The sequence below is a fragment of the Paenibacillus sp. W4I10 genome (genome assembly GCF_030816325.1).
Taxonomy (GTDB): domain Bacteria; phylum Bacillota; class Bacilli; order Paenibacillales; family Paenibacillaceae; genus Paenibacillus; species Paenibacillus amylolyticus_B.
Genome location: NZ_JAUSXX010000001.1, coordinates 582,324 through 601,142, shown reverse-complemented (window position 1 = coordinate 601,142; position 18,819 = coordinate 582,324). Strand labels below are relative to the sequence as shown.

The window sequence follows — 18,819 nt, the reverse complement described above, 5'->3', positions numbered from 1 at the left end:
AAAATGTTTTATAGACCATAGTAGGCTTTTAATTTGGCAATCAAGCCGAGAGGATTCTTCGTCAGGTGCTGTGAACTAAAGAAAATATCCCCTTTGACCGAACCATACTTCTTGTTGTAGTTCAGCTGATCGATGATTTCCTGTGATGTCTGCCAACCTATCTCCGGTGTACCTAACTTATAAGGAGAGTGGCCGATATACAATTTCACATTTGTGTTAGCCACTTCATTCGCCCACCAGTCCACGACTTTGTCGTATCGAGCTACACTCAGTGTCATACTCCAATACACCTGCGGAGCGACATAGTCGATCCACTCCTGCTTAATCCATGTCCGCACATCTGCATTCATGCTGTCATACGCGGTTACTCCTGCTTTGGTATCAGAGCCTGTCAGATCAACGGATTTATTACGCCATACACCAAATGGACTAATTCCATATTCAACATTAGCTTTCACTCTGTGAATGCTCTGCCCGAGCTGCTTAACGAACTGATTGATATTGTCCCGACGCCATTCAGCACGGTCTTTGGTATTCAATGTGTTGTAAGTTTTGAAGGCTGCATCATCATTAAAAGTCACATTGGATGGATAGAAATAGTCATCCAGATGTACACCATCAACATCATACTGATTGACCACTTCCATGATCGTATCGATAATATGCTGTCTGGCTTCCGGGATACCCGGGTTAATGTACATTTTGCCGGATGCATTCACAATCCAGTCGGGATGAAGCTTGGAGATGTGGTTTGCAGCCAAGTTCGATGTACCCGCTGAGTTCGTTGCTCTAAACGGATTAAACCAGGCGTGGAACTCCAGACCTCTTTTGTGTGCCTCCTCAACCATAAACGCGAGGGGATCATAACCGGGATCTTTACCTTGTGTTCCTGTCAATACGCTGTTCCAAGGTACCAGACCTGAAGGATAGATGGCATCCCCATTGGCTCTGACTTGGACAAATACTGCGTTAATGCCCATACCTTGCAAAGTATCTAGCTGTTTTGTATACTCCTGCTTTTGCTTCTCTACATTTCCCTTGGCACCGGATGAAGGCCAGTCTCCATTCACAGTGGAAATCCAGGCTCCCCGCATCTCTTCAGAAGCTGGTACAGTACCCGTGCCTCCAGGCTCCGCTGGGGTTACCGGGGTTGGTTCAGGAGTTGGGACTGATTCGTCTCCTGTGTACAGATCAATGGTCTGGGCTGCCTGATTCCAGTTCACTCGAATGGCCAGGTTCTCACTGACGAATCGAATGGGTACCATGACCCGACCTTGTTTCAATTCGACCGATGCATCCAGACCAACTACAGCGTTATCCACGGTCGCCTGCTGGCGCCCGCTCGTCATAGAGATGACCGAATCAGATTTCTGAATGGTCACGGTACGAGTAGCTTGAGACCATAAAACAGACGCACCCAGTCCTTCGCTAATAACACGCAGAGGCACCATAGTTACATTTACTTTGGGCAAGATGTAGGGTGATACATCCGATTCCAAACGGTTTCCGTCTAGAAAAATAGCGATTTCCTTCTGCCCGGCCGCTTGTGCCGTCATGCCTGCTGTCTGTAATCCAAGTACAAAAATGAGCAGCAGCATCAATCCTTTACGAACGTTCATTAGTGCAGTCCTCCAAAATCATTATAAATTTGCGGTAAATTCTACTAGTTTAATAGACGCTCCTACTGTTCGTTTAGTTGCGATAATCACCAAATTATGGTTTGATTGCACACAAAAAAATGCTTCCTGCCATTGAAACGGCAAGAAGCATCCTTTGATCACAGGATACAATTCATTGTATATCACCATGTGTATTCCACTGCTGAAACTTAAGACTCCGTATTACTCATGACATCCTGAAGGTTTTTGAGGTCACGCAACCGGCTCTCATCCTGACGGAAGTATTCAACCAAGGACTCAATGCATGTAATGGAGTCCCAGCTCAGATGATGTTCAATGCCTTCAACATCATTGTAGATATTTTGTTCCTGAACACCAATCGTTGTCAAAAATTGTTCAAGCAGATGATGTCGCTCCATCAAACGTTTGCCCATCTTTTTGCCTTTTGGCGTAAGCACCAGTCCGCGGTACTTCTCATAGATCAGGTACTCGTCTTTGTCCAGCTTTTGGATCATCTTCGTCACCGATGAAGGATGTACTTCCAGTCCTTCAGCTATATCAGACACACGAGCATAGCCCTTTTCATCAATTAATTTGTATATACGCTCCAAATAATCTTCCATACTGGGCGTTGGCATCTGCTTCCCTCTTTTCTCTCTGACCGGCCCCTATTCGTGCCTGGTCCCTATCTTATAATGATACATGTTATCAATACGCATTGGCAAGTCCTGCACAGTTCGGAGCGCGCTGTTACACAAGTAATTGGCAGGCGTGACTTCTCCCCAAACGAGGCAAACTAAGCAAAGTTCCGCAACGAAAGGAGTGATTTCGTGAGTACAAGTGTAGCCTCACCGCCAGTTCGTAAAGCAAAAGGTACTAAACCCTTTATTCCCGATTTGGTGTATTTTGAACCCGGTGCGTTGGAATATGACAAAGGCAAACGGATTATGGAATGGGTGACATCCAAAAACATACCTTATCAGATGACCACATCCCATAACCGAATCACAAACTTGCCCGGTGAAACCGAACAAGAAAAGTACCGGATGGCAAAGCGTACTCTGGTCGTTGGTGTGCGCAAAACACTCAAGTTTGACCAGTCGAAACCTTCAGCGGAATATGCCATTCCCATCTCTACAGGCTGTATGGGGCACTGCCATTATTGTTATCTTCAAACTACACTTGGTGCGAAACCTTATGTTCGTGTCTATGTTAATACTGAGGAGATCATTCAGGCTGCAAAAGGATACATCGAAGAACGGGCGCCTGAAATCACGCGATTTGAAGCCGCCTGTACGTCTGATCCCGTAGGACTCGAGCATATCACAGAGAATTTAAGTGACTTGATCCGTTTTATGGCGGAAGAAGAATATGGGCGCTTGCGATTTGTAACCAAATATCATCACGTTGATCCGTTGCTGAACCTTAAACATAACGGTCACACCCGTATCCGGTTTAGTGTCAATTCGGATTATGTCATCAAAAACTTTGAACCGGCTACCTCCAGATTTGAGGAACGCATTGAAGCTGCTGGCAAAATTGCACACGCCGGTTATCCCCTGGGATTCATTATCGCTCCGATTATGTGGTATGAAGGCTGGGAAGAAGGATACTCGGAGCTGTTGCAGAAGCTCGCAGATACACTTCCAGAGGAAGCAACCAGGGATCTTACCTTTGAGATGATCCAGCACCGTTTTACCAAAACGGCCAAAGCAACCATTGAGAAACGTTATCCCAAAACCAAGCTGGAGATGGATATCGAGAAACGCAAGATGAAATGGGGCCGCTGGGGTCAGTACAAGTATGTGTATAAGGATGACCAGCAAGATGCGCTGCGCGAATTCATTACGGAACGGATCTTTGAACATTTTCCACTAGCCAATATTGATTACTTCACCTAAACGGAAACAGCCCGACATCATACGCTGATTTTAGTATTCCTAACTAACGATTAAAAAGCAGGTTACATGACCCAGAGTGTCTCTGGTAACATGTAGCCTGCTATGCCATACATAATAATACTTGAATTCAGTTCATCCGTTTAAATAATCATCCAGTCTGGTGTAATCTGCTGCAACCAGATGGTAATCTTCGTCATCTGATCTGTAAAAAGCAATACCCCAAGGAACAACATCAATGCTCCTCCGACTTTCATCATGACATTGGAATACCGTAAGATCCAGCGTGTCGAACCGATGAAAAAGGCCAAAATAAAGAACGGGATTGCAAACCCTGCCGTATAACCTGTAATCAGCGCCAACCAGGTTGTGGGCTCACTTGCAGCCATAGCAATGATAGCTGTTAGAATGGGACCAATACAAGGCGACCAGCCTGCTGAGAAACCAATACCAAATATAAAAGAGCCCAGATAGCCTGCAGGTTTCCATTTCATATCCAGCTTGCGTTCCTTCATCAGAAACTGCGGCTTGAACACACCAAGCAAAAATAAGCCCATAAGCATAATCAAAATCGCAGACAATTGCCGAATCAGTTCCCGGTTATCATTGAAAAATTGGCCAAACAGTCCAGCACCAAGGCCAAGCGAATAAAATACAGCCGAGAAGCCCAAAATAAACGCCAGCGTATGCGTCATCGTCTTAAAACGGACTTCGCGCTGATTGCGGTCATCCTTCAATTGTTGCACCGTCATACCTGTAATGTAGGAGAGGTATGATGGATACAGCGGAAGACAACATGGTGATATAAATGAGACCAAACCTGCTACAAAAGCCATCCATACATTAACATCAGGCATGAAGCGGATGTCTCCCTTCCCCGGGCTCACGTGCTTGCTCGTTCAGTCGTCAGGCTCGGAACCCTTTTTTTCCAATCATCGTCAGAATCAGCATCATGATCAGCAATAATACAATCGTTGCTCCAGGTGCAAGGTTCCAGACACCTGCTACGACCAGTCCAAGGACTACGGCAATTTCGCCAATCACCACGGACAAAATAATGGCGGATTTGAAACTTCGAGCCATCAACAGGCTGACCGCTACCGGAATGGTCAATAGCGCTGACACCAGAAGCGCACCGACAATCTTGATCGCCGTGCTAATGACAAGTGCTGTCATCACAGTGATTAACATGTTCAGAATTCTCACAGGCAGCCCTGTAACCGCTGCCGCATCTTCCTCAAAGCTGAGCAGGAAAAATTCTTTATGTAACAATGCCACTACAATCACCACGATCAGTGTAACCACACCTACCAGCTTCAGATCCGTAGCGTCTAATGTATATATACTGCCGAACAAATAACTCATGACATCTGCATTATATCCTTTGCCCAGCGTGAAAAACAAGGAAGCAAGAGCCACGCCTCCGGACATGATAATGGCAATCGATAATTCGGCGTAACTCTTGTACGCTTTGCGCAATTTCTCTATCGCAAATGAAGCAAGCACGGCAAATATCAAGCCCACCGCAATCGGATACACTTCAATCAGGAATCCAAGTGCAACCCCGGCAATGGTCACATGAGACAAGGTATCTCCGATCATGGATAACCGCCGCAAGACCAGGAACAGTCCGATTAACGGAGCGGTAATGCCGATTAACAACCCACCCGCCAGCGCACGCTGAAAAAAATCACTCATTAATATTTCCAAAACAAACACGACTCCTTCGGCCTTACTCTAATCTAATGGGCCATAAATACGGCTAGCGTACCTGTGCAGTAGTATGTTGCAGATTGGTCTCTGCACAATCCTGTACCTCATGCGAATGACGGACATGAAAATTAATTTTGCCATTCGTTATGGCAGCTTCAGAACCCAAATAACTCTCCATTCGATCCATATCATGAGACACCATCAGAAAAGTCATGCGGTGATGTTCATGCATATGGGTAATCAGTTCAAAGAAACTGGCCTGTGATTCAGCATCAATACCTACTGTGGGTTCATCTAGAATCAACAGATCCGGGTGATTGATAAGCGCTCGTGCCAAAAATACACGCTGCTGCTGTCCACCGGACAATTGACCAATTCGTTTGTTCGCCAGATCTTCAATCCGCATAACCTGCATCGCATCTGTGCACTGTTGCTGACATTTGCGAGACATACGACGGAACATGTTTTTGTTATTATACAAGCCTGACATGACCACTTCACGAACGGTCGCAGGAAACAACGGGTTAAATGCATTCTTTTGAGGCACATACCCGATTCGGTCCCAGTCCTTGAACCTGCGGATCGACTGTCCGAATAGTTTGATATCTCCCTGCGCAGGAGGAAGAAGTCCTACCAGCATACGCAGCAATGTCGTTTTACCCGCCCCATTGGAACCGATAATCCCGACAAAGTCCCGTTCCTGGGCCATAAAATCGAGATTCTCAATTACTCGCTGGTCCCCGTAGGAAAATGATAGTTTCTCGATCTCTATAATTGGATCATGACATAGTGGCATGATTTGCTGCATGGCAAAGCCGCCCTTCATTATATATAAGAATCCCATAGCGTCCTAAGAGCCTTCACCGTGAACGGTAAAGACTCTTCGATCTGAATTCTTCATTCTATCTTATTTTAATGCGATCAGCAGATTTTGCAAATTTTTCTCCATGAGGGTGAAATAATCATCCCCGTTTGTTGCCTGCTCCTTAGTCAATCCCTCAACGGGATTAAGGACCATGGTTTCTACTCCTGCTTCACTTGCCAATGTTTTCGCCAATTTGTCAGAAACCAGCTCTTCGAAGAAAATGTATTTAATGCCCTCATCTTTAACCAGTTTCGCAAGTTTCACAATATCCTGTCCTGTCGGTTCAGCATCCGGGGAAAGTCCCATAATGGCATGCTGGGTTAATCCATAATCACGTGCAAGGTAGCCAAACGCTTGGTGCGAGACAACAATTTCATTGTTTGGTACGGTAGCCAATTCATCTGTAAAACGCTGATCCAGCGTCTCAAGCTTCGTACGAAGCTCTTTATAACGTTGTTCGTAACCTGCTTTGTGATCAGGATCTGTTTCGACCAGACTATTTTTGATGTTTTCAGCCATGATCATGGCCGATTTCGGACTAACCCACGTATGTGGATCAATATGATGATCAGCGACATCTTCACTGGTAGCCTCATCTGTATGTTCATCTGCATGCTCGTCTTCGTGCTCTTCGCCGTGACCGTGCCCATCATCACCCTCAGCGGTTAACAGCTTAACCCCTTCGCTGACGGCAACAGACTTCACCTGAGTATCACTATTCAGCGACTTCAGGAAATTCGGCGCCCATCCTTCCAGTCCAGCTCCATTATAGAAAAACAGCTGTGCCTTAGACGTATTAACGATATCCTGACTCTTCGGAGTCCAGTCATGTGGCTCTACTCCCGTTGGCAGCAGGTTAATGACATTGGCATCCTCACCACCGATTGCGATCGTAAAAGCATATACAGGGTAAAATGTCGTCACAACGTTTACCTTGCCTTCCACTATCTTCGCACTATTGGAATTATCCTGCCCACACGCTGACAATACCAGCAAAGTTAGAATAAGCAAACCCGTCCAAAGTAACTTCATGTTGCCTCTTTTGCTCGTCTTCTCTGTCTGGTTATCCAGAACTTGATGTTGAACTTTATAAAATGTCATTATGATTCACTCCGCATCTCTTAATCGTAAACATTACTGAAAGAATTATAGGTAACCTGAACCTACTTGTCAAGCTATCCCGTCCTATTCATTCTGTCCTGAAGTACGGAGTTCATAACAGTATATGCTTGTTCTCTTCCCGTCAGATACGAATTCTATCAATAAAAAAAGGGACCCGAGTTACTTCGGGCCACCTTGAGTCATAGTTACGACAGTATTTGATTTCTTATTTCACTTGTGCGCCATTAGGCATGTTGTCTGGTACTGTAGCCAGTGTGAGCTGGTCGCCATGTGATGCTGCAAGGATCATACCCTGGGACAGTTCACCACGAAGTTTCACCGGTTTGAGGTTGGTCACACAGATGACTTTGCGTCCAACCATCTCTTCTGGGGAATAGAACTTCGCAATTCCAGATACGACCTGGCGCTGCTCATAACCCAGATCCAGCTGCAATTTCAGCAACTTATCCGCTTTTTTGACTGGTTCGCAGGCAATGACTTGCGCTACACGCAGTTCAACTTTGGCAAAATCTTCAATACCGATCTCTTCTGTACCTTCAGGTGCTGTTACCGGTTCAACAGCTGCTGAAGCTCCAGCATCTGCTTGACTTGCTTCAGGCTCTGCTGCTTTTTGGCCACCAGTCATTGCTTCGGAGATATAAGCAATTTCCTGTTCGGAATCCAAACGCGGGAAGATTGGATCACCTTTTTGCAATGCGTTTCCAGCTGGAACCAGACCCCATTGCTTAGCTGTATCCCAAGCCGTAAGTTCACCTTCCTGAATGCCGAGCTGTGCCCAAATTTTATGAGGAGCACGTGTCAGGAACGGTTGCAACAGAATTGAAGCAATTCGCAAGCTTTCGATCAGGTGAGCCATAACGGATGCCAATTCATCGCGTTTTGCCTCATCACGAGCCAGCGCCCATGGCTGCGTCTCATCAATATATTTATTGGTGCGGCTGACAAACTGGCTGATCGCTGTCAGTGCTACGGAAAACTGCAGGTTTTCCATCGCCTGTTCCACTTTTTCCACCGTAGCATGGCCTGCTTCTTCCAGAGAAGCATCAAATTCCGTTACATTCGAAGCAAACGTAGGGGCTTTGCCTTCAAAATATTTGTCTACCATGGCAACTGTACGGTTCAACAGATTACCCAGATCATTTGCGAGGTCGGAGTTGACACGCTCTACAAAGCTCTCTGGTGTAAACGTACCATCCGAACCAAACGGTACTTCACGCAGCAGGTAATAACGCAGTGCATCGAGACCGTAACGGTCAATCAGGGTAACTGGATCAACAACATTGCCTTTGGATTTGGACATCTTGCCATCCTTCATCAACAACCAGCCATGTGCAAACACTTTCTTCGGCAAAGGCAGATCCAGCGCCATCAACATAATTGGCCAGTAAATCGTATGGAAACGAACAATTTCTTTACCTACCAGATGTACATCCGCAGGCCAGAACTTGTTATACAGGGATGCATCAGATGAACCGTAGCCCAGTGCTGTAATATAGTTGGACAACGCATCAATCCATACGTAGACGACGTGTTTTGGATCGCCTTTAACTTTGACGCCCCATTCAAATGTAGTCCGTGATACAGCCAAATCTTCAAGACCTGGCTTGATGAAGTTGTTGATCATCTCGTTCTTACGGGATTCCGGCTGAATAAAGCCCGGGTTCTCTTCATAATATTTCAACAAACGATCTGCATATTTGCTCATACGGAAGAAGTAGGATTCTTCTTTGACCAATTCAACGGGGTGTCCGCTATCAGGGCTCTTGGCCGAGATAATCTCACCCTTCTCATTCTTCTCTACATCCACCAGTTGAGTCTCCGTGTAATACGTCTCATCCGGAATGCTGTACCAGCCTTCATACTCACCTTTGTAGATATCTCCCTGTTTCAGCAAACGGTCAAAGATATCCTGAACGACGGTTTTGTGACGCTCTTCGGTTGTACGGATAAAGTCGTCATTGGAAATGTCCAGCTTGTTCCACAGTTCCTTGATCCCCACAACGATATCATCGATAAAAGCTTGCGGAGTCTGTCCTTTCTCCTGTGCCTTGCGCTCAATCTTCTGGCCATGTTCATCGGTTCCTGTCAGATAATGAGCATCATAACCACGCAGACGCTTGTAACGAACCATCGCATCTCCCGCCACAGTTGTGTACGCGTGCCCAATATGCAATTTGTCACTCGGATAATAAATCGGGGTTGTCAAATAAAATGTTTTTTGCTCAGCCATGAATGACTTCTCCTCCTTCAAATGTTCCTGCTTCATGTGATCCCTTCATCCAAAATAACTAAAAAAGAACACAAAAAACTCCCGTCCCTATGGGACGAGAGTTGCTCTCACGTGTTACCACCCAAATTCCCCATGTTTTTCGCAAAACACAGGCTCTGTCGGTCCTTCGACCGCCCATTAACGCTGGATCACGCCTCAGCCTTACGACAGCAGCTCTGAAATCACTGTCTGCACGCTCGAAAGAGGTTCCTCCGGGACCATATTCCATCCTCCTCCCAGACCGGTTCTCAGCTCATCCGGCTCTCTGCACTGGGGGTGTGTCTGTACTTATCCCTTCACTGGAAATCATATAGAGGTTGTTCAAAAAGTCCACTTTTGATTACAAATCATGCCTACCGGCATCATCAGCATCGAAGTTGAAATTCAGTCGAAATGTCCGTTGCTCACGTAGTTTCCTACGCTCCGCTACTCCATTTCTACTTCAATCCATCTTCTCGGTACTGAAAACCAGACTTTTTGAACGTGCATATATAGGAAAAATATACTGAAACGCGGACCCCTTTGTCAAGTGGACAGCATCCTCAAGTCAATCCTGGCCTGCTTCTAGTTCATCCGAATGCTTCCGGCTATAACATTACTCTGATACCATCATAGACTTTTCCGCCTTTGGTGGTACCAGATCTACCCCGCCTGGATGAAACGGGTGGCATTTGGCAATACGTTTCGCTGTTAACAACGAACCTTTGAGCGCACCGTGCACTTCAATCGCCTCCATGGCATAAGCCGAACAGCTCGGATAGAACCGACATGTTGGCGGTGTTAATGGAGAGATATAGTTGCGGTACACCCGAATGGGTGCCTGAGCAATTCTGCGCGATAACTTCATGGTCAGTGCTTCCCATGAGCGTGTTGATGTCCCGATGCAGCTTTGGCCGGAGCATGCTCTGCACAGTCCTTACAATATCCAAATACCTCGAACTTGTGGTCTACAACCTGAAATTGCTCAGGCGCATCCGCAAGCTGCATCGGGCAAAAAATTATAGGATATGTCTTCTGACACTTCAGACAGATCATATGATGGTGATGATGATCTTCACTACAGTGCGCTTTGAATTTAACGCCATCTTCGAAGATGACCTGTTCCAGTACACCAAGTTCCTGCATCACCCGCAAATTACGATATACTGTGTCAAAACTCAGTCCGCTGTAAGTCTTACCCATATATTCATAGACGTCCTTGGGTGTAAGATACCCGGGAGACTCAGCAAATAACCGGGCCAGTGTTTTCCGCTGATCGGTTATGCGAAGCCCCTGTGAGGACATGGTCGAAATAATCTGTTCTGTCGACAGCATGATCTAAAGCACCTCCTGTCATACGAGCATTTTGCATCATTCATAGAGCGACAGTTTATTCGGCAAAAGCGAAAACTTTCGCTTTCTTGTATACCTCTAATAATGCATCAAATTACGATTAGAGTCAACGAAGACACCGGGTTAGGTCATTTCAACATCACATAAAAAGGACTCCATACACATGCATTGCCATTAGTCTAGCTTGAGCTAATGACATTACATTTTGATGGAGTCCCTTCCTGACGGTTCAGATGATCAATCGTTCGGGCGACTTTTGGGGTGAACGGGTATATATGATATAAGCTTTCACTCCAAACCGTCCGTGCATGTTCATGATATTACTTTTCAGCCGGAAGAGGCGTGAACAGCAGGTTAACAGGCAAGTTACTTCCTGGTGCCGCCGAGAAGAGAATAGTTACACTCTCGCCGTACGAACCTGTGCGATACATTACGCTTTGCTCATTAGGTGCAGTTACAGATTTCCCTGTGGAAATCTGAACGACCTGTCCATTCACGAGTGCCACACCTGAATATCTGCCTCCACGAGGGTTGAATGAAATCAACGTGCGCGGAGCAACATTATTCAATGTAATTTTGTACAATACACCGAAGTTACCTGCGTTGGACGCTTCAGTGAAAGCCATAGGGTCCGTTCCTACAAGGTTTGGATCACTTGCATTGTCTCCAAGTGGAAGACGTGCAGGCTTCGATCCTAATTCTTGATCGTACGTAATGATCCGTGTTGCATTCGGGTACGTTCCGCGGTTGTGAACACCATCACGATCCAGAACCGGCAGGCTTGACAACACTTCCATCGGGTCCTTGTTTTCTTCAATCATGATAATGTTGTAATCCAGTTCATAGTCACTGAATACATCCGAATACAAGGAAATGACTTGTCCCTGTTTCATCGGAAGAACGCTCAGATCATTAAGAATCAGCTTGCTTTCTCCTGGCTGGATGTACACTTTCTTTTGTCCGGTACCATTCTGCATGGATTGGAACCAACGATCAATGGACAACTTTCCAGCTACCGTTGCAAAAGGAGACGGTCCTGCAAAGCCCATGTTTTGCTGGTCAATGGACGCCGTGTATGCATTGTTGTTTGTCGCTACAACATACATTTTCACATTTTTGCCCGTGTTGTTCACATGGTGAATCATGAAGCGTGTTTGTCCGAAGGAAGATTCCTTGTACACAATGCCTTCTGTATTCACGGTTTCCGGGCTGTTACTGCGGATCAGCAGACTTGGTTCATCATAATAAGTGAAAGGTACTTTCTCCAATGCCGGCACTCCACCACCGTCAAAAGTGAACTTCTCACCGACTGGTGTGAACAATTGATTGAAGTCAGTCAAACTATAAAGTGTTTCTCCCGTAATATTGATCATCTTGGTATAGCTATCGCTAGCACCATGTTTATCGGTAACTGTAATCGTTACGGTCTTCGGTCCTGGAACAAAGAATGCAAGTGCATTGTTATCCCATTCGGTTTTTACAATCGCATTTTCATCATCTGTACTTTGATCAATATAAGTGATTTTCTCACCCATTTTGTATTCTTCTTTATCTGTCGTAAACATTGCGACAGGTGGCAGATTTGGTCTTTCAACCTTAATCGTAACCGAATACGGATCGCTCCATTGACCACTTGAATCCTGAACCGCATAGGTTACTGTGTATACACCTGGTTGGTCGAATGAATCCTGACGGCCTGTCCAACGCTCATCTACAATGCTGAGTCCCTTGGGAGAGCTGGATTTAGTTGTGTAGGTTACCTGGTCTCCGGCAAAAACCTCTTTTTGTACCGTGAAGCTCGCCACCGGTTTGGTACTCAGATTCAATACAACCGTTTTAGCAGATTGATTTACTTTATACGTAATGTCCAGAGCCTGGGTAATTGAAGTCAACGGCACCATGAACGTATTTTTTTGTTGATAAGCCGCGCCCTTCATCGTTCTAGACACACCATTAACGGTATAGATCTTGCTGTTTGTTTTGAAACGCAGCTCATCTTCACCACTAATAATGATCGTTTCTTTGGTTGTGTTATCATATTTGACATCATAGCCAACCCGATCAACGAGAGCACGGATCGCTACATAGGATACACCATTTTTAACAGCCATCGGCTGTCCAGCAAGATACGTTTTGCCATCTTGCATCATTTTATTACTGTTCATATAAAGAGTGAGGTCTCCACCCCGGCCTCCAGCAACAGATGAACTCCCTGTAGATGGTTGCTCCACTTCTACTGGTGCAGGTGCTGGTGTTTCCTCAGCTGTACCTTCTTCGTCCGTAGGTTCAATTACCGGCTCAACAGGAGTCGCGTCTGTTCCTGTAGGAACATCTGTCTCAGGGTTCACTTCTTCAGTTGTTTCATTATTTGATGTTGGAGTGTTTGTTCCAGATTTCACTTCGGATTCCGCGATGGTTTGTTCTTTCTTCACAACCTCCACGGATTTAACTTCGGCTGTATTCACTGATGTAGTATCGCTCTGATCTGCTGATTGTGCATTGGCAGGAATCACTGCAAACGCCTGAAACACAGCAAAAGCGGTAAGTATTGACAATTTCTTCTTCAAATTCATTCTTTGTCTTTGGCTCCTTCTGCTCCCATTTTATAAATATCCCCTCAAAAAGTCATATTATTAGACGCTTGGAACCGGGAAAAGTTGCTAAAAAGTTAAGAGGAGAATTGTAAACTTTTAATAGAAGGAAAATACTATGAAAATAGTTATCTATCAATTATCTTTTTAGCATTCATATCCCAAAATTAACCAATAGAAAATTCCAACAAAAAAATCTCTCCAGGAGATGGTTAATCAGCACCATATCGCAGAGAGATTTAAGGATTGAATAGGTCTAGCGCAAACGGACAGGCAGACTTCCTGTTGGCTGCAGTCCACCGGTTAACACATGGGACAGGGCCCGAACAACTGCAGGTGTATTCTCATACGTACATACATAACTTCCCGGCCTCGAAATCTCCAGCAGGTCATATGGATTACGCAAAGCAATTACAATCAGCGAATGGTTTTCACTAAGCTTTTCAACCAAATACTGTTGCCCTTTCGGAAGATGACCTGCCGATGTGTACGTACATACGATAACTTGTTCACTATCCGACACATCCGCCAATATCCGATCTGCTTCATCATAAGTGGGCTGAGTAGTAATTTTGTGCTCACGAACTCTGCCTCGTAGCTGCGATAGAGCAATACCCAGCGATTCTGTATGAGACCAAGGTTCATCCACCTCTGTCCGTTGCACAACCTCAGGCCAGATGACATACACGTCCTTCTCTGGGTCCAACGGCAGCAGCCCATCATTATGAACGATGGTAATACTGTTTGAAGCAATCTTGAACAACGTCGATTCGTTGGGCTCTGTGGGTTTAGTGGATTCAGTGCAATCAACAGGTTCAACATCGGTTGCTTCGACCGTTTCACTCGCTTTCGGCGAAACCAGATGATCATTCTGCTGGCCGCAGCGCTTTCTTTTCCATGTCATAATGCGTTCAACCGCCTGATGAATAACTTCTTCCGAGATCCGGCCCGTTCGAACTGCTTCCACAATGGCTTCCAGCGCAGCAACCTGATCGTGCAAGGTATGACTCACCAGGATCAGATCTGCTCCTGCCTCCACAGCACGAATCGCAGCTTCAGCTACCCCATATGGCTTGGATATCGCATGCATTTCAAGACAGTCTGTAATAATAATGCCTTCAAAACCCATTTCCTCACGTAATAGACCCGTTAACACCTTATGCGACAACGTTGCCGGAATGGGCTCGGGCTCAATCGAAGGGAACATCACATGAGCTGTCATAATAGCATCAACTCCGGCCTCAATCGCCTTACGGAACGGTAACAACTCCATCTGTTCCAGCCTGTTTCGATCATGAGGTACCGTAACCATACCAAGATGAGAATCTACAGCAGTATCTCCGTGTCCCGGAAAATGTTTGGCAGTAGCAGCTATGCCCTGTGATTGATATCCGGTGATGGCTGCTACGCCATGAGCGGCCACACTTTCAGCATATTCACCATACGAACGAACGCCGATGACCGGGTTAAGAGGGTTGTTATTCACGTCGACCACTGGCGCAAGGTTCATATCAATACCGATGTTTTTTAACTCACCGCCCAGAATTTGAGCACACTCCAGGGTATATTCCGGATTGCCTGTCGCACCCCAAGTGCCATATTACCCGGCACTTGGGTCATTCCCTCTTTGTCAATCCGTGCAACCATGCCACCTTCCTGGTCCACCGAAATCATGAGTGGTAGGGCCCCCGCTTCGGCAGCCATATCTTGTAGTTCGGCGGACAGCCGTGTCAATTGATCTACACTTTCGACATTGCGCCGGAAATAAATGACGCCCCCGACGTGATAGTCACGGATTAAGCGAGTAATCTGTTCATCTGCGTGCTGACTGGGAAATCCACACATCAACAATTGGCCTACCTTTTGCTCCAATGTCAGATCATTCAAGGGTTTCATTTGACCTCTCCTCCCGTTTCCCTTGCCACTACGAACCCAATCGTTTACTCTGCCTGTACTCGGAGGGTTTCATGTGGAAGTGTTTATGAAACACCTTGGAGAAGTAACGGCGCTCCTTGAAACCTGTGGCTTCCCCAATCGCTGTAATGCTCCATTCGGTTGTACTCAACAATAAAGCGGCACTTTCCATCCGTTTCTGCGTCATGTATTCTACAAAAGTAACACCCATTTGGTTTTTAAATAGCTGGCAGAAGTATCCCGGACTGATTCCGAGCCAATCTGAGACTTCATCTATTCCCAAGTCCTGTTGCAGCCGTGCATCCATATACTCACATGCAGACAGGATCAGTTCCGATACAGAAGGACGTGGCTGCGTTTGTTTGCCCTGACAGACATGGGTAACAGCCTCTGCAAGTTCAAGGAGTTCCCTCATGGATACGGCTCCTTGCAGTGCATTCCAAAAATTCGCTTCGTGCTCTTCAGCGAGGGCCTGTACTTCACGCAGTTCCCGAAGCATGTGTACAAGCATAAACCGAAGATTGGTTTCATCTATCTTGCTGGAGGATTGTCCTGAATTCCCCATTTGCTGTTTAAGCCGATCCAATACATCACATAACCCCTGCTTGTTGCCTTGACGAATCCACCGAGTAACAAGCTCCAGATCTTCTCTTGTAATCCATGAGTTAGCCCCTTTGGAGGCCGTATGATCATACGATAAGGCGGTTTCGGGACAACTCGCCTTCAGCACCTTGTCTTCACTCTCCGAATGGGACATCAGTATTTTTTGACAATACCGGTATCGCTCCAGAATTTGACTTTCCAGGTTCACGGGCACAGCATCCTGAACAACCCTGAACTTCACACTTGAATCCAAGGACAATATCATATTTAATTCGAGACACAGTTGATGGGCCAGTTCCTCTGAGCGACGTTTCCACTCCCCCGATGCCTCCAGCAGGATGCACCACTCACCTTTGCGGGTCGAAAGAATCTGGCAGTCATCCATAATTCTCTCTGCCACTTCCCTAAGTCTGGAACTTACGGTCTCATGCCATCGTTGATGCTGAAGCTCGGACCAGCCGATAGAATGGCGAAAATAACCGACTGCATCCACCAGCAGCAACGTATAAGGTGCAGCAGTTGTTATGAATTCAGGAACAGAGGCAGGATAGGCCACCTTCAATGGTGCTTCTCCTCGCAACAGGTCAATCAACTGTTTGTGTCTGATCCAGCTTTCCATCTCTTGGCTGCGATAACGTTGCGATTCGTTTTCCAGGCGTCTCTTCTGGATCTGCCCGGCAAGCTCACGCAGTTTATGTTCCAGATTCAAATAATCAATTGGCTTACATATGTATTCATGTACATTATACTTGATAGCGGTTCGAGCATATTCAAACTGCTGATAGCCGGTCAGCAAAATAATTTCACACGTTTCACCCTGCTCTCGCAGCAAACGAATAAGTTCCAATCCATCCATAGACGGCATCCGAATATCGCACAAGAGAATGTCTGGATGACTTTCTGTTACTTTCCCCAGCGCTTCTACCCCACTTCTCGCTGTACCTGTGATTTCAATCCCCATCTCTTCCCAGGGTAAAATGAAGTTCAGATTCTCCAGAATCGGCAGCTCATCGTCAACCAGCATTGCAGTCAGATTCATCCGGCTTCCTCCTGCTCATATAATGGAATGATGCATCGAATAACTGTGCCGTACCCCGGTGCTGAACATATAAATATGCCATACCCGGCCCCGTATTGAATACGAATTCGATCTGCCACACTTCGTAATCCCAATCCCCTGCGTTCAGTTATAGACGATAATGATTCCGCCCCTTCCGTGAGCATATCCTCCGGCGGATCTTCTGCCATATACTCAAATCGTGCGAGCATTTCCTGGGGAATACCGATCCCATTATCCTCAACACATAACACCAGATGACCCCGTTCTGCATATGCGCTTATCCGCAGTACACCTGGATAGGTGATCCCCTCAAACCCATGTTGAATACTATTTTCCACCAGAGGCTGGAGGGTAAGCTTAAGCAGGATTGAGCTGTATAGATGGGGTGGAATGTCAATCTCATAGGTGAACAAATCACTGAACCTGTACTGTTGAATCTCCAGATAACTTTGCAAATGTCTTATTTCCTCACCCAGCGGAATCTCCTCCTGATCCTGAATGCTAATACGAAGCATATTGCCAAGTCTGGTCACCATCTCGCTTACTTTACGGCCCTCCCCACGCAGCGCTAATCCATTAATGGATTCCAATGTGTTAAACAGAAAATGAGGTTTGATCTGAGCCTGTAGTACACGCAGTTCCGCTTGGGCTTTCTGCTCTTGCTCTGCACGAACACGACGAAATAATCCCCCGATACGATCCAATAGTTCATTGAACCCTTGCGCAAGCAGCTGCATTTCATCGAATCCTTTTCCTTCCACCCTCGCATTAAAATCACCATCATCCACACGACGCATAAACCGTACAAGTACAGCAATGTTACCCGTGATGCGATTCATGAAAAAAAGATTAAAGATCATTGCTGCGAGCAAGCATAATAGAATAATGATGACAGACCAACCTGCAAAGGCATTGGTTTCCGCAGATAAGGCTTCCCATGAAGTCACACTGACGAGACTCCAGTTATAGTTCTTCAGATGATATTGCGAAATGATGCTCTCCTTGCCGTCAAAGACCGTTCTGACACTGCTAAAGCCGGGACCGTACCTGCCGGATTCAGCACCAAGGTTTTGCATGTTCTCACCGTTATAAATACCTGCAGGATCATAAACGATCAGTCCTTCTTCATTAATTAACAGGAACGACGTATCCTGTGCCGAATCGCTGATTTGCAGGTGACGGAAGATCCGGTCGATCTCTCCTTTTTTGATCTGAACAACAAGCACGCCGATATTTTGAAAATAACTGAGTTCTTTGACCAATCTGATTTGGGTGAAGACAGGCTCTACCCCGGTTAATTCGGGATATTCCAGAGGTGCGAGCCATTTAGGCACACCATTAAGTTGCTGAATTTCGTTGAATAAAGGATGCACTTTGAATTGCTGAAAAGGAAGGGCTTGAAAGTTCTCTTTGGTGAAAATGGAGACAATCTGGTTGTTCTCGGAAGAACGCAAATCATATAAAAAGGCATAACTGATGAATGGATAGTTATATAGAAGGGAACGGAAATTGCGCTGGCTGGCATTCAGGGATAACTGATTACCGGTCCCCAGATCCTGCTTGGTCGGATCTTTGGCGTTCAATGCCATTTGGAAAACCGATGTGGCTATCCCGTTGTCGGTCACATTGTTAATCTGCTGAAATACATTCTCGATATTGTAACTAATAGCCTGAAGCGCATATTCGGCCTGTTGATTATATTTTTTCTCAATCGTATGTGATGTGACCAGAAACATGCCAATGCCCAGCGCACACATCGGTACAATGATCAGCAGCAGAAATGCCAAGGCCAGCTTCATTCGCAAGTTCATATCCCGTTCTCCCTATTCACTG

The 18,819-nt window shown here is 46.0% G+C and carries 15 protein-coding genes; 1 reads left to right on the top strand and 14 read right to left on the bottom strand.

Annotated elements, in window-relative coordinates; all coding sequences use genetic code 11:
- Positions 1-8: 8 nt before the first annotated feature.
- Positions 9-1,619, bottom strand: a complete 1,611-nt coding sequence (locus QF049_RS02635) for a family 10 glycosylhydrolase (protein ID WP_307534639.1) — start codon at positions 1,617-1,619, stop codon at positions 9-11.
- Positions 1,620-1,828: 209 nt separating this feature from the next.
- Entirely contained in the window at positions 1,829-2,257 is a 429-nt protein-coding gene (gene mntR, locus QF049_RS02630; RefSeq protein ID WP_036614415.1) for a transcriptional regulator MntR, read from the bottom strand.
- Between the two features lie 192 nt (positions 2,258-2,449).
- On the opposite strand from mntR, the gene splB reads away from it, so the two are divergent.
- Complete coding sequence (splB, locus tag QF049_RS02625) at positions 2,450-3,520, top strand: spore photoproduct lyase (RefSeq protein ID WP_124116153.1); 1,071 nt, start codon at positions 2,450-2,452, stop codon at positions 3,518-3,520.
- 140 nt (positions 3,521-3,660) lie between these two features.
- On the opposite strand, the gene QF049_RS02620 is transcribed toward splB, so the two are convergent.
- The 12 genes from QF049_RS02620 to QF049_RS02565 form a co-directional block, all read right to left on the bottom strand.
- Positions 3,661-4,374: a cytochrome c biogenesis CcdA family protein gene (locus QF049_RS02620; protein ID WP_036614418.1), complete on the bottom strand. Its 714-nt coding sequence runs from the start codon at positions 4,372-4,374 to the stop codon at positions 3,661-3,663.
- Between the two features lie 49 nt (positions 4,375-4,423).
- Positions 4,424-5,227, bottom strand: a complete 804-nt coding sequence (locus QF049_RS02615) for a metal ABC transporter permease (RefSeq protein ID WP_278294255.1) — start codon at positions 5,225-5,227, stop codon at positions 4,424-4,426.
- A 52-nt stretch (positions 5,228-5,279) separates the two neighbouring features.
- Positions 5,280-6,056: a metal ABC transporter ATP-binding protein gene (locus tag QF049_RS02610; RefSeq protein ID WP_307534634.1), complete on the bottom strand. Its 777-nt coding sequence runs from the start codon at positions 6,054-6,056 to the stop codon at positions 5,280-5,282.
- 81 nt (positions 6,057-6,137) lie between these two features.
- Positions 6,138-7,196: a metal ABC transporter solute-binding protein, Zn/Mn family gene (locus QF049_RS02605; RefSeq protein ID WP_373428195.1), complete on the bottom strand. Its 1,059-nt coding sequence runs from the start codon at positions 7,194-7,196 to the stop codon at positions 6,138-6,140.
- 226 nt (positions 7,197-7,422) lie between these two features.
- A complete protein-coding gene (gene metG, locus QF049_RS02600; protein ID WP_307534632.1) occupies positions 7,423-9,483 on the bottom strand; it encodes a methionine--tRNA ligase in 2,061 nt (686 codons plus the stop codon).
- A gap of 598 nt (positions 9,484-10,081) precedes the next feature.
- A complete protein-coding gene (yidD, locus tag QF049_RS02595; RefSeq protein ID WP_017687565.1) occupies positions 10,082-10,333 on the bottom strand; it encodes a membrane protein insertion efficiency factor YidD in 252 nt (83 codons plus the stop codon).
- A gap of 2 nt (positions 10,334-10,335) precedes the next feature.
- On the bottom strand, positions 10,336-10,800 hold the full coding sequence (locus tag QF049_RS02590) for a Fur family transcriptional regulator (RefSeq protein ID WP_074095707.1): 465 nt from the start codon (positions 10,798-10,800) through the stop codon (positions 10,336-10,338).
- A gap of 338 nt (positions 10,801-11,138) precedes the next feature.
- Positions 11,139-13,391 carry a stalk domain-containing protein gene (locus tag QF049_RS02585; RefSeq protein WP_307534630.1) on the bottom strand — a complete coding sequence of 751 codons (2,253 nt, stop codon included), beginning with the start codon at positions 13,389-13,391 and terminating at the stop codon, positions 11,139-11,141.
- Positions 13,392-13,665: 274 nt separating this feature from the next.
- On the bottom strand, positions 13,666-14,952 hold the full coding sequence (locus QF049_RS02580; protein ID WP_307543076.1) for a glycoside hydrolase family 3 protein: 1,287 nt from the start codon (positions 14,950-14,952) through the stop codon (positions 13,666-13,668).
- Positions 14,937-15,305: a glycoside hydrolase family 3 N-terminal domain-containing protein gene (locus tag QF049_RS02575; RefSeq protein WP_307534629.1), complete on the bottom strand. Its 369-nt coding sequence runs from the start codon at positions 15,303-15,305 to the stop codon at positions 14,937-14,939. Before QF049_RS02575 ends, QF049_RS02580 begins: the two co-directional genes overlap by 16 nt.
- Positions 15,306-15,333: 28 nt before the next feature.
- Positions 15,334-16,965 carry a response regulator transcription factor gene (locus QF049_RS02570; protein ID WP_307534626.1) on the bottom strand — a complete coding sequence of 544 codons (1,632 nt, stop codon included), beginning with the start codon at positions 16,963-16,965 and terminating at the stop codon, positions 15,334-15,336.
- Positions 16,962-18,797 carry a cache domain-containing sensor histidine kinase gene (locus tag QF049_RS02565; protein WP_307534624.1) on the bottom strand — a complete coding sequence of 612 codons (1,836 nt, stop codon included), beginning with the start codon at positions 18,795-18,797 and terminating at the stop codon, positions 16,962-16,964. Before QF049_RS02565 ends, QF049_RS02570 begins: the two co-directional genes overlap by 4 nt.
- Positions 18,798-18,819 lie beyond the last annotated feature (22 nt).